We start from the raw sequence: 13,738 nt of genomic DNA on the forward strand, positions 1-13,738 counted from the left end.
CTTAAACTTTTTTATGACTATTATCCTTGTCATTATCTATTTGTAAATAGTTTTCAATAACGGCTGTTTTATTTTTACTCTCCGTTGGGAAAAAGAAACTCAAAGGTTTAGTTTTAAAATGCCTCCATATAGAGTTTGCTATATGCCTCAATTCAAACCAAGACATTCCTCTAGAACGAAAAGCAAGACCTAAAGAAAGACTAAAACTGACCAGGAAATTGATTAATCCTATAATTCCAATACCAAAAACACCCCAAAATAGCATATTTTGACTTACTTGATAGTTAGATCCATATAACGCTAAAGCAAGATTCCCACTAGCAAAGGTAATGTGTCTAATATCTAAATTCAACCCTACAAACAAACCAAATGAAGCTGTGCTACCCATGAAAATACCAAACCAAAAATTTGAAATAATACCAGCCCAGCGTTTTTCATATAATTTTGATAATGCCAAAGTCTTCTTGATCCCTAAATTACGTTTCAAAAAAGGATTCTCAGCAATTCTATAATAAACCTGATTGTGCTTGTCCCTATTTGCAACACTACCTGTAATAATACCCGATAAAAATAAGAAAACACCCGCTATAGCGGCATGCAGGATCGCTAAAGAATGTATTGGACTTAAATCTTGAACTAAGTTTTCCCATTTTGATCCAGCAATATTATAATTAAAATAATAATCTATGATCCAAATACCAAATAACGAAACCGGAAACGCCATAAGAACGTTTCCAACAAAGGCTATAAATTGAGAACGAAAAACACGAGCAAATAAAATGGAAAAAGCTGTATATTTTTCTATTTCTTTTCCTTTTTTGGAAGCACCATCCTCTAAAGCCTTTATTAATGCTGATGCTGTCATTGCCGGTTGCTTTGTGGCTAATGTAAATCCCAAAACGTAAATTAAGATAAATCCAAATGCATAATTCATACTATACAAAAAAGCATGACCAAAAAGACTAGTTTCTACTTTTGAAAGCGCAATTTTAATCAAACACAATATTCCTACTATAAAACCACCTCCTATTGCAGTCCGCAACATCTTAAAATATTCTTTTCGGGTTTCGGTTATGTAGTGCTCACCTGTTTTAGCCGTATGCTGAGTGATTTCATACGATAAAAGCTGTGTACTCTCGGCAATAAATTTTCGGATATTACTCTTATAACAGTTAAACTGAATTAATTGTATACCAAGTCGTATTGTGTTTGTTGTAGTTCCATTTACATCCGAAACAACTATCAAGGAAATTAGAAATTCTAAACGCTCTAACTGTTGTTTTATTTTTAATAAATTTTGGTTCACCCGCAACGATATCCCAAACTTACTACTATTGTGAAACGCCTTATTGACAAAATCCAAACATTGTTTATGCAAGACTAAAAGTTGTTGATAAGACAAATCATCAGGAGTGATAAAATGTTCTTTTAATTCTAATATTCGATCCTCAATCAAAAATAATTCTTTTTCAAAAGCAGAAAAAGGACTTTGTAATTGCTCATATTCAGGAACCATCTTGATCACTTCCCTTTCCATGGCACGACCGCTAACCCGCTGGGTTATGACATGCATGGACATCATCACCTCAGACAAGGCAAAATTAGCGGGTCCTGAGTCATAAATAGTTTCTAATTCTAATAAATTGAATAAATACTCTAACTGAATGATCGGAATAGTACTAATCCAATCTCCATCTGTTGGCAAATAAAATATTTGGTTCAAGACAAACTCTAAACTGTCTTTTTCTGGTTGAAAGGGTAGAAACTTAGCTACAATACGTTTCTTTAATTCGAAAATAAAATCTACATCTTGCAATATGGCTGCGTCCGAAAGTACCGAATTGAACTTTAAATCCTTTAAAACTAATTTCAAATACAAGGAGAATTGTTCACAAAGAGATTGATTTTGTTCTAAAAAAGAAATCAATTCCTGCAAATCAACTGTTTTGTTTACGTCTTTTCTTGAAGGCCTTAGGATACTTACCAAACCCACCAAGAGTTCATAAGAAACATTAGAAATAAAACCGCTAGAGGCATTATCAAAAAAATTTCTGAAAGTGGTTTCGAACGTTGGCTTACCTTTAGTTTTTGAAAAAAATTTCATGAATAAGAATTTATGTAAATTTACAATTCAAAAAATAGAATGAGGATTTCTTTGATAACAAAAATCAATACCACATCCGATAAAAACTAATTTAGAAATAAAGAAAAGTACAATTCTATATCGAGAATAAGAAGTTCAAATAAAAAACGATACATTTGAATTGCTAATAACAAAAATGCTATGATTGAAATTGAAAGAAAATTTATTGTAAAAAATCAATCCTTCAAAGAAGAAATTCACACGAAAAGCATTGTATCTCAAGGATATTTAAGTTCAAATCCTGAACGTACGGTACGAGTAAGAATGAAAAATGAAAAAGGATATCTTACCATAAAAGGAATTTCTAACGAATCTGGAACTTCGAGATATGAATGGGAAAAAGAAATCCCTTTAAATGAAGCTGTAGAATTATTTAAATTATGTGAAAAAGGAGCTATCGAAAAAACACGACATGAAATAAAATACGGCAATCACACGTATGAAGTAGATGAATTTCATGGAGATAATGAAGGGCTTATCATTGCAGAAATCGAATTGAGTTCTGAGAACGAAAAATTTGACAAACCCAATTGGCTTGGAGATGAAGTCACAGGAGAACAACGCTACTATAACTCTAACTTAAGTATCTTACCTTTTAAGGAATGGTAATTAATTGTTTAATACTTCAAGTGTAACAAGCATTCCACCACTACCTTTATTAGAAGCGATTTCCATAAAAGCACGTTTGGTTAAATCAATTTCTCGTGATCTAACAAAGGGACCACGGTCTATAACTTCAACAATTACAGATTTTCCGTTTTTTTCATTGGTTACTCTAACCTTAGTGCCAAAAGGTAATTTTTTATGAGCTGCAGTAAGCTTAGCATTATCAAATCGTCTACCACTAGAAGTTTTCTTACCATTAAACTTATCAGCATAATAAGAAGCATGCGCCTCCTTTTTATATACCTTAAAAGTTCCCAAAATAGCAATTAAAGAATCTGCTTTTTTTTCTTGTACGTCAGTGATGACCTTATCTTTTTTTATGGTATCCTTTTCAGTAATTCCCTTATTAGCTGCTGTCTTAACAGCAACACTTTTTGAACCTGCTGCATTTTGTTTAGAAACAACAGCAGTTTGACAGACAGCAATACTTACTATTGCTAAAAATATAAATAGCGTAATTGATTTTTTCATGTAATGTATATTAGTTGAACAAAAATTGCAAAAACCATACCTAGATAAAAAAAGCTCTATTTCTAGAGCTTTTACAGGTTTTTACAACCATAATTTCCATGGTATTCTACTTAAAATAAGAAGTAAACCAATACCGTAAAAAATAGAAAATGTTTTAAATTTAGACTCGCTTGAAACTAATTTTTTATGTTTAGACCAACCTATTGTAATAAGAACAATGGCAATAATATTGATCAAAGGGTGCTCCAATGCTAATAATCTACTTTCTGTTGTAAGGCCACCCATTCCAACTGCTTTTATCATTTGTATTCCATTTGACGAAACGAAATACAAAATAATACCTACTAGTAATTGAATGTGAATTGCAATTAAAGCAAATAAGGATATTTTACGATCTTTTGCAGTAAATTCTTTTTTAGAAAAGAATCCTATTGCAGCGTTTACAACTGCAACAACTAGAATTAAAAGTGCCAGATACGCCCAACCAGAATGAAATTTTTGAATAAAATTGTACATAAATTTTGTTTTTGTTTTAACAAATATAATAAAAAAAGACATAAAAAAACCCCCATTTCATAAGAAATGAGGGTTGATTTATTTAAAAGTAAACTAGTTAAACGTGTAACGAACACCAGTTTGCATTTGCCATCTTGATGAGTTTAAACCAACGTCATCAACTTGGTTAATTAAATTACCTGTAGCAGGATTATAGTTAAATGTTGGTGTATTTACATTTGCACCTGTTCCAAATCCAACTTGAGTTAACAATTGAACCTGATCATTTGCTGCAAAGTATCTTTTACCCCAATTTTTATTCAATAAATTCGTAAAGTTAAAAATATCAGCTGTTAATTCTATCGTATGTTTCTTTTTACCTACATTAAATGTAAACTCTTGTGCAAACTTGAAATCAACTACATGACTCGTTTTTAGACGATCTCCATTACGCTCTGCGTATTGACCTTTTCTCTCACGTAAATATTCATTTCCTTCAATAAAAGCACTTAAAGCTTCCCACTGTTGCTGCGGCGTTAAAGGGTTTGCAGTTGTGCTAACTAAAACAATATCAGATTGCTTTGCAGGTATGTAAATTAATGCAGAGTTAGAAAAAGTATCTTGCAATAAACGACCATTGTCAAAATACACATAACTAATAGGAGTTCCTTGTGCACCTTCATAGAAGAAACTAAGTCTTGTTTTTGTAAACTTATTCCATTTTAAGGTAGCACTACCATTAGATACAATTCTTCTTCCTGGATCAAAATCAGATCTTGACAATGTCAATGAGTTTGCACCATTTACTGTTTCAGTATTATTCCACTGAGAACTATTTTGAGATGATGTAGCATCCATTATAACAGTAGATTTTCCGTAAGAATATGTACCTGAGATATTACCATCAATAAAATCAGATTTGAAATTTTTTGCTAAAGTAAAAGACATGTTATATGCTTTACCTTCACTTGTATTAGATCCTAAATAAATACCTAAATAAGAATTATCAACTCTATTCAAACTTCCATTATAACGAGGTCTTTGGTCAACTCCTGTTAAATTACTAGACGCAGCTCTAATATTTAAGTTTTCGTAGGTAACAGCACTGATGTTATCATTATATGTAATTTCAGATGTAACAACAAAACCTAAAGGTAATTTTTGATCTACAGCAAAACTTGCTTTGAATACTTGCGGTAATTTAAAATCTTTAGCAAATAAATCTACGTTACCACCTCTACCTCCTGTACCAGGTCTTGGGTTAGACGTAGGAGTACCAGCAATTTGAGCAGCTACTGTAGGGTTAGGATTAAATACCGGTGCAGGTCTTGGTTGCGTTTGCGTGTTTTCAATAGATATAGCACCTTGAGTAACACCATTATTATTGTAAGTTCCACCTGGCCAAACTAGAGGTAATCTTGAAGTAAAGATACCTGCACCACCACGAATTTGAGTAGATTTTTTACCATTTAAATCATAGTTAAAACCAAGACGTGGAGCAATATGAGCTGTTGTATTGATACGCTCACCTACAACTGCACCTTGTAAATTTTTACCAGCTGCTTGCAATAACGGTATTGTTCTATTATTAAAGTCAGCATTACCTAAACCATCTTCCCAAACTGGGATATCAACTCTTACTCCATAAGATAATTTGAAATTATCAGATAATCTCATTTCGTTTTGGGCATAGAAACCGAATTGTTTAGTTCCAAATTCAGCAGCTCCTAAAGATTCGTCACCGTCACCACCAATTAATGAATAATTTAATTGAAATCTATTTGGTCTTCTGTCTAATAAAAAATCATCTAAAGTTGAAAATCTGTATGATCCAAAGTTGTTACCAAAAAATACATTCTTTGATTGAGAAAACTCATTATGAGTACCTAATGTAATTTTACTGATACCTGTATTAATTTCAAAATTATCTGTAATAGTCAATGTCTTTTGATCTAATAAATTGGCAGTTGAAAAACCCTCTGCTCCAAAGAAAATATTTCTGTTTGGTCCATCATTAATTTGAACAGATGGAAATGGATTTCCAGCGGCGTCTCTATCGTCAGCAACGTTAGTATACGCTACTACTAAGTTATTAGAAAACTTGTTTCCAAATCTAGAATTTAATTCAAATGAACTTGAATTAGTAACAGAATTGAACAATTGACTTCCGTTATCAAAACTTATCGTTGTAGCAGATGAACGATTTGGTGAATACTGATTCGCCTTTACATAACTATGTTTAAATGACAACTTGTGATCATCATTGATATTCCAGTCAATCTTTCCAATCAACTTATCACTAACCAAAGTACGAACATTATTATTGAAATTTCCTGGATCATAACCATAAGTAGCTAATTTGGTTCTTAACTCTCCTAATCTAGCTCCTGACAAACCTGTATAAGTAGACAACTCAAATGGCTGAGGAGTTTCATTGTCTTGTCTTTCATAGTTGATAAAGTAAAACAATTTATCTTTAATTACTGCACCACCTGCACGAACTCCATAAGTTAAAGCAGAGAAATCACCTAGCTTTTGTCTTCCGCCTGTACCCGCTAATGAAGGAGGTGTTTTTCCAGAAATGGACTCATCACGGTTAAAGAAATAAGCAGATCCTTCAAAGTTATTTGTTCCAGAACGTGTAATCGCACTAATAGCACCACCAGCAAATCCTGATAATTTAACATCATAAGGAGCAACACTCACTTGAAATTGCTCAATAGCATCAACAGAAATTGGACTTACTCCAGTTTGACCACCATTAGTACCATTTGCAGCTAAACCAAAAACGTCATTACTAACAGCTCCATCAATATAAATTGCATTGAATCTGTTGTTTTGTCCACCAATAGATAAAACGTCATCTCCTCTTAATTGCGCTTGTGGCGTCAACCTAGCAAAGTCAGAAATATTTCTTGACAAAGATGGCAATGCTTTAATCTTATCAGAGTTAATAACCGTTTGTGCACCTGTTCTTTGAGAATTAAAAGTATTATCTCTTGAAGCTCTTACAATAACTTCTTTTAATTGATTTGACTCTTCAGCTAAATTAATTTTAAAAGTTTTGTTTTCTCCTAACTGCAAGTAAACATCACTGTCTTCAAAGTTAGCGAAACCTACAAATGAAATTGTAATTTTGTACGGACCACCAACTCTCATGTTTGAGATTCTAAAATTACCCGTGTAATCTGTAGATGCTGAATAGCGAGTACCAGATGGTGTATGTACCGCAAGAATTGAAGCTCCCGGTAGGGTTAACTTATCCTTATCATATACACTACCACTAATAGAAGAATTAGTGTTACCTTGTGCATAACTGTTTGCTGCTGTAAACAACAAAACGGATAACACAAAAAACGCTTTTAATAATTTTTTCATATTGATTAGTTTATTAATATTTGGCAAAATTATAACAAATTTAGTTAAGTAAGTTAACACAATGTTAAGAATCCTTACTTGCCAAAATAAGAAATTAATAAAAATCAACAAATTCAATAAAAAAAGGATAAATTACAAATTAAACCGAACAATTATGCTAAATTTATAATTATTCATCAAAAAAAACCATCTTTTAGAAATAGAAATATTTACACACATTCTTTTAATTTTTTTTAAAATAAAAAAAACGTTAAAACTTACTATTCAACGCATTAGAAATACGATTGATATAGATAAGATTTAACGTTTTTTGAAAATTATTAATTTCGCTAAAGGTTAGTTAGATTATTTACTTTTTAAAAAATGATTCAATAAAAAAGCGGTAGAACTATCGTGACTCTGAATCTCTTTTGTGGTAATCTCCGCTAAAATAGAATTTGCCAATTGCTTACCGAGTTCAACACCCCATTGATCAAAACTAAATATGTTCCAAACAACACCTTGAACAAAAATCTTGTGTTCATATAAAGCTATCAATGAACCCAAAGTATGCGGAGTTAATTTTTGAATCAAAATTGTATTTGTAGGTTTGTTACCTGAGAAAATTTTATAAGGCAATAGAAATGCTGCTTTCTCAGCTGGTATTCCTTGAAAATCAAATTCTTTTTGAACTTGTGTTGCTGATTTACCATGCATCAGCGCTTCTGTCTGTGCAAAGAAATTGGACATTAACTTATCATGATGATTGGCATCTCCATATAAAGGAGTAACAAATCCTATGAAATCAGCTGGAATTAATTTTGTCCCTTGATGTATCAACTGAAAAAAAGCATGTTGCGCATTAGTGCCTGGTTCACCCCAAATAATTGTACCTGTTTGATAATTAACCAGCTTTCCATCTCGACCAACACTTTTACCATTACTTTCCATGGTACCCTGCTGCAAGTAAGGTGCAAATTTTTGCAAGTACTGGGTGTAAGGAATTAAAGCTTCACTTTCAGCACCAAAGAAATTATTATACCAAACGCTCAACATCGCCAATATAATTGGCATGTTTTTATCAAAATCAGCTGTCTTAAAATGCTCGTCCATTTCATTAGCGCCTTTCAACAAACTGTTAAAATTATCATACCCTATTGATAAGCTGATAGTAAGACCTACTGCACTCCACAAAGAGAAACGACCGCCAACCCAATCCCACATTGGAAAAACGTTATTGGCATCTATACCAAAAGAAGTTACTTTCTCAAGGTTAGTTGAAACTGCAACAAAATGCTTGGCAACATCTTCTTGTTTTGCTAATTTTAGAAACCAATCTTTAATCGTTTCTGAATTCGTTAGAGTTTCCTGCGTGGTAAATGTTTTTGAAACAATCACAAAAAGCGTTGTCTCAGGATTTAATTTTTTTAGGATCTCTTGAACGTGATCACCATCCACGTTTGAAACAAAATGAACGTTAAGATGGTTTTTATAAAACTGAAGCGCCTCGACTACCATTGCTGGTCCCAAATCTGATCCTCCTATTCCTATATTTACGATATCTGTAAAAGGTTTTCCTGTAAAACCAGTTCGTATACCAGAAACAACTTCGTTTGTAAATCCTTTTATTTTATTTTTTACCTCATATACTTCAGGCATTACATTTACACCATCTACATTGACCACTGCAGATTCAACAGCACGTAAAGCAGTATGAAGCACGGCTCTACTCTCGGTTTTATTAATCAGTGTACCACCAAAATAATCAGCAATAGCAGCTTTAAGTCCAACTTCATTTGCTAATTCAACTAACAACCGAACTGTTTCCTCATCAATAATATTTTTTGAGTAATCTATTAAAAAATCATTCCATTGAATGTTAAGTTTTGTAGTTCTTGTTGGATCTGACTCGAAAAAATCTTGAATTGTTGCCTTTTGCATAGTTTGAAAGTGCAATTCCAGTTTTTTCCAAGAATTAGAATTTGTTGGATTAATTGTATCTAAAGCCATTTAAAATGTATTTTTTTAGTTGTAATGTAATTTGGGTAAAAATACTCAAATTAGTTTAATGATTAAAAACCCGATTGTTTCACAAATAGAAGTGTAAAGTATTTTCATTTTTAAAAGCAGATACTCTCTATCTACTATTAAAATAAAGTACTGTTTGCTTATAAATTTGCAATACTATCCAGTTCTTGTTTCAAAGGAGTTATTTGTTGTAAGAACCTATTTTTATTTGCACCAGTCATGGGCTCGCCAGTTGGCAATTTAAGTCTTAAAGCATCCACTTGAACACCATTTTTCCAAAAACGATAACATACGTGAGGACCAGTTGCAAGACCAGTGCTACCAACTAAGCCAATAACTTGTCCTTGAGTAACTCTTTGTCCGCGTCTCACAAGAATTTTAGACATATGTAAGTACTGAGTAGAAAACGTTCCATTGTGTTTGACTTTTACAAAGTTTCCGTTTCCAGCAGAATAACCACTTTGCTCAACCACTCCTCCTGCTGTAGTTGTAATAGGTGTTCCCCTTGGCGCAGCATAGTCCGTACCTTTATGTGCTTTCCAGCGATGCTGAACGGGATGAAATCTACTCGATGAAAAACGAGAAGATATTCTACTAAACTTTATTGGAGATTTGAGAAAGAAATTTTTTAATGTCTTACCCTGTTCGTCATAATAATCTACTTTACCTGATTCTGGATTTTGTGCAAAAGGAAATGCATAAATAAACTTTCCTTTGTATTCAAAAAAAGAAGCCTCAAGTTCCTCCACTCCATCATAAACAGAATCATTGATATACCTTTCCGTAAATGTTAATGCAAAACGATCCCCTTTTTTCAATTTCATAAAATCTATAGAGTACGCATAAATCTTAGTGATTTTACTAGCCAAAGCACCTTCTATTTTAGCATTCCCTAACGTTTCTGATAAAGATTCTTTCAAGACGCCACCTATTGTTCGTCTTTTAATAGTTATAGGTTTTACTTTTTTATACACCGCAATTGCAGTATCTCTAAAATCTACAACATAATAACTCAAATTATCAGGTTGATAAATAAAAACCTGAAGATCATTAGTTTTATTTTTAGATCTAAGAATGGTATAAGGCTTGTTTAGCCGAATTGTTTTGACATTAAAACTATCTTTAACTTTTGCTATAATATCATAAACTTGTCGATTACCAATATTTTGACTCTCCAGCAGCGTGCCAAAGGTATCGCCATTACCTATGGTATCTTGTACCACATTAAAATCAGCATAAACAAAACCAAACTCACTTTTTTTAGGTTTGACTTTATCCTTAGCGCTATCAACTTTAAGTTCCTCTTGTTTGCATGACACTATTAATATTAGTACAGCAATTATTGTGAATATTTTTTTCAAATTATGTGTTTACGTTCAACTTACACCTCAACTCCCCAGTTCTCTAATTCTTGACTGCTCCATAATTCTGGGAAAAAAATTCTCTTTTGGTATTTAGGATGCATGTATTTCTTCCAGTCGCTTCCGCCAGTTGCTTCACCATCTCCTTGACCACTTTGATCAATATATTTCTTAGCCGTGTTTAAATGCTGCATCACCCAGGTTATATTAACCGTATAATCATAGTGTCTCATAGCTTTGATCAACTCTGGATTTTGCTGATCTAACTCTGGCAACTGTTTGAATTTTTGCCAAATATTAATCGTATTGTATTCCTCCATGTAGGCCAGAAATTCTTTCTTGTATTTCTTTTCGAATTCATCTAGCAAATAGGTTTTTTTGCCCGTGTAATAATCCTTGCCTGCTGCTTGCCAATACAAATGTTCTAGTGCATGCTCATAAGGCGTATCTCTATCTATTGATCCTCTAAATCTATTGTCAATAAGGTTAATTAAATCAGTAGATGAAAACTCAATTAATCTATATTGCGCACTTTGAAAACCACTGGCAGGAGTTAATGTATTTCTAAATTTCATGTATTGATCCACCTCCATACCGTCACCCATAATGCTAAAAGAAGTTGTAAGCATGTCAAAATACCTGCTAATTCTCATGACTCTTTCAGTAAAAAATTCAGCCTCAATTGCCGGGTGATATGCAATTTGCTTGATTTCCCAAAGAATCATTTTAAAGATTAATTCATTGACTTGGTGGTACATGATAAATACCATTTCATCAGGAAGGGTGGTGCGCTGTGTTTGCAGGCCCAGCAAAGCATCTGTTTGAATATAATCCCAATAGGTTATAGGTTTAGACCAAAGCAAACCTTCAAGTTGGGTTTCTACTTTTTGATTAATAGCCTGATATTTTTGCTCAATTTCTTTTAAAATAGTTTCAGAAACCTCTGTATTACTCATTATTTTTTTAATTTAAATGGGCTTTTTAACCCTTTATAAGCATCTAGATCTGCTTTTATAGATCCTACAGCTAAACTAGCTTTTATGCGTAATGGCACTTTATTGTTGTCGTCTGATATCCAGACCGTAACACTTTCTTGCTCCTTAAACACACGTCCTGATTGTACTAATGGACGAAATATCATAGTGGAAACAACGCCAAATTTAGTGGATATATTTTCACGACCTATAAATTTAAGCTTGAATTTTGTGGTTTCATCATCAAAAAACATGTCTACAGCTATAGATTCACCAACATTTAACTTATCAATATTAGGATGATTCCTAAGGTAGTAAAATGTTGATAATATATCCTGAGTATTTTTCGGAATGTAAAGTGCCTTTTCTGTTTTATGTTTGTAATCTTTTACAACTACTTTATTTGAGGATTGATTGAAAAAACCTTCTTGATTTTTTGTGTATCCTCCTTCGTCAATTTTTCTCACAAACTGATAGGGATTTCTTGTTTCTTTATCAATATAGCTTTCGTATAAATCATCTACTTTAAAGAAAAATCGTGACATACCTGTAGTGTAGCCTTTCCCAACAATATGAAACGTTTTTTTATTGTTTAGATTAGCATCTTTTACTTCAAGAGTAGCATAACCCGCATTAACAATGCCGTAGTGAATTCTGAATTTAAAAAACTCTCCTACTGCGTAGGCATCCTCTTGGGGTGAGGAAAAACCAAAGGTGATACCAATGATACAGAGTACAAGTAATTTTTTCATTTCTTAGTTTATAAATTTATACCTGTATTACAATTTTTATTCCAAATATATTAAAACAAAAAAACTCAGTCAAATAATGACTGAGTTTTTATGCTATTAACTAACCAAAAAACTATAAACTATGAAATTTATATGAAATCAGGAAGGAAACCACCCCTTCCCTTTTTGCGAGTGCAAAGGTAGCTAACAAATCCAGTTATATTTACAAAAAATAAAGTTTAACACAACATTTAATAAAAAATAGGTCGTTGAATGGTTATTTTTTCACAATATGTAAAAATAATTAACTTTTATAACGTTCCTCGTAATTGCTGTTCTCTTTCAATTGACTCAAACAAGGCTTTAAAGTTTCCAGCACCAAAACCTTTGGCTCCCATACGTTGAATAATCTCAAAAAACAAAGTTGGCCTATCTTGAACAGGTTTAGTGAAAATTTGCAACAAATACCCATCTTCATCAGCATCGACCATGATGGCTAGTTTTTCAATTTCGTTGATATCTTCTTTCATCATACCCATGTGCGCACCTAAACGCTCTGGAATTGCTTCATAATAAGTATGTGGCGGAGCTGATAAAAACTCTACACCTCTTGCTTTTAATTGACTTACTGTTTTAATAATATCATCTGTTGCAATGGCAATGTGTTGTATTCCTGGCCCACCATAAAAATCTAAATACTCCTCAATTTGTGATTTCTTTTTCCCTTCGGCAGGCTCGTTGATAGGGAATTTAATTCTTCCGTTTCCATTTGACATTACCTTACTCATCAAAGCTGAATATTCGGTATTGATTTGTTTGTCATCAAATGAAAGAAAGTTCACAAATCCCATTACCTCTTCGTAGAATTTTACCCAAGTATTCATTTCGTTCCAACCCACATTTCCTACCATGTGATCTATGTATTTAAGACCTGTTGGTTCTGGGTTATAATCTGATTTCCATTCTTTGTATCCTGGCAAGAAAATCCCGTTGTAATTTTTTCTTTCTACAAATATGTGAACCGTTTCGCCGTAAGTATAAATCCCTGAGCGAACTACTTGACCAAACTCATCTTCTTCGATAGTTGGCTCCATAAAAGAGCGCGCACCACGTTTCATGGTTTCTTCGTAAGCACTTGTAGCATCTTCAACCCATAGGGCCGCTACTTTTACACCATCACCATGTTTTTTTAAATGATCATGTAAAGGTGAATCTTGCGTTAATGGCGTAGTTAAAACAATTCGGATTTTATCTTGTTTTAATACATAAGATGTTCTGTCTTTTACACCCGTTTCTAAACCAGCGTAAGCTAATGATTGATATCCAAAAGCTGTTTTGTAATAATGAGCAGATTGTTTTGCATTACCTACATAAAACTCTACGTAATCTGTTCCTAAAAGCGGCAAGAAATCTTGTGCTCCTTCAAATATTTTTTCTAGTCCGTATTCTACTGATTTTACTTCTTTTGACATGGTATTTATTTGTTTTTGAATTCTTCTTTAGATGTTATCA

General features: G+C 32.8%; 10 protein-coding genes. 1 reads left to right on the forward strand and 9 read right to left on the reverse strand.

The annotated features are described in order from the left end of the window. Position 1: 1 nt before the first annotated feature. Positions 2-2,104, reverse strand: coding sequence for a site-specific recombinase (locus LQ189_RS14275; protein WP_230158046.1), 2,103 nt, complete (start codon positions 2,102-2,104; stop codon positions 2-4). A gap of 180 nt (positions 2,105-2,284) precedes the next feature. Between LQ189_RS14275 and LQ189_RS14280 the strand changes: the two genes are divergently transcribed. Then, positions 2,285-2,752 (forward strand): CYTH domain-containing protein, encoded by a 468-nt coding sequence (locus tag LQ189_RS14280; protein ID WP_230158048.1) that lies wholly within the window; start codon positions 2,285-2,287, stop codon positions 2,750-2,752. On the opposite strand, the gene LQ189_RS14285 is transcribed toward LQ189_RS14280, so the two are convergent. The 8 genes from LQ189_RS14285 to hppD all read right to left on the reverse strand — a co-directional run bounded on the left by LQ189_RS14285 (position 2,753) and on the right by hppD (position 13,698). Beyond that, positions 2,753-3,280 (reverse strand): septal ring lytic transglycosylase RlpA family protein, encoded by a 528-nt coding sequence (locus tag LQ189_RS14285; protein ID WP_230158050.1) that lies wholly within the window; start codon positions 3,278-3,280, stop codon positions 2,753-2,755. A gap of 81 nt (positions 3,281-3,361) precedes the next feature. Then, positions 3,362-3,796, reverse strand: a complete 435-nt coding sequence (locus LQ189_RS14290) for a hypothetical protein (RefSeq protein WP_230158052.1) — start codon at positions 3,794-3,796, stop codon at positions 3,362-3,364. Between the two features lie 93 nt (positions 3,797-3,889). Further along, positions 3,890-7,153, reverse strand: coding sequence for a carboxypeptidase regulatory-like domain-containing protein (locus LQ189_RS14295; protein ID WP_230158061.1), 3,264 nt, complete (start codon positions 7,151-7,153; stop codon positions 3,890-3,892). Between the two features lie 345 nt (positions 7,154-7,498). Further along, on the reverse strand, positions 7,499-9,142 hold the full coding sequence (gene pgi, locus LQ189_RS14300; RefSeq protein WP_230158062.1) for a glucose-6-phosphate isomerase: 1,644 nt from the start codon (positions 9,140-9,142) through the stop codon (positions 7,499-7,501). 158 nt (positions 9,143-9,300) lie between these two features. Further along, positions 9,301-10,521 (reverse strand): peptidoglycan DD-metalloendopeptidase family protein, encoded by a 1,221-nt coding sequence (locus tag LQ189_RS14305; protein WP_230158063.1) that lies wholly within the window; start codon positions 10,519-10,521, stop codon positions 9,301-9,303. Positions 10,522-10,541: 20 nt separating this feature from the next. Then, positions 10,542-11,477, reverse strand: coding sequence for a tryptophan 2,3-dioxygenase family protein (locus LQ189_RS14310; protein ID WP_230158064.1), 936 nt, complete (start codon positions 11,475-11,477; stop codon positions 10,542-10,544). Next, positions 11,477-12,247 (reverse strand): DUF3108 domain-containing protein, encoded by a 771-nt coding sequence (locus tag LQ189_RS14315; RefSeq protein WP_086453970.1) that lies wholly within the window; start codon positions 12,245-12,247, stop codon positions 11,477-11,479. Before LQ189_RS14315 ends, LQ189_RS14310 begins: the two co-directional genes overlap by 1 nt. Before the next feature lie 290 nt (positions 12,248-12,537). Further along, a complete protein-coding gene (gene hppD, locus LQ189_RS14320; RefSeq protein WP_086453969.1) occupies positions 12,538-13,698 on the reverse strand; it encodes a 4-hydroxyphenylpyruvate dioxygenase in 1,161 nt (386 codons plus the stop codon). Positions 13,699-13,738: the final 40 nt, after the last annotated feature.

It is taken from the genome of Flavobacterium sp. CECT 9288 (assembly GCF_918731615.1).
Taxonomy (GTDB): Bacteria; Bacteroidota; Bacteroidia; order Flavobacteriales; family Flavobacteriaceae; genus Flavobacterium.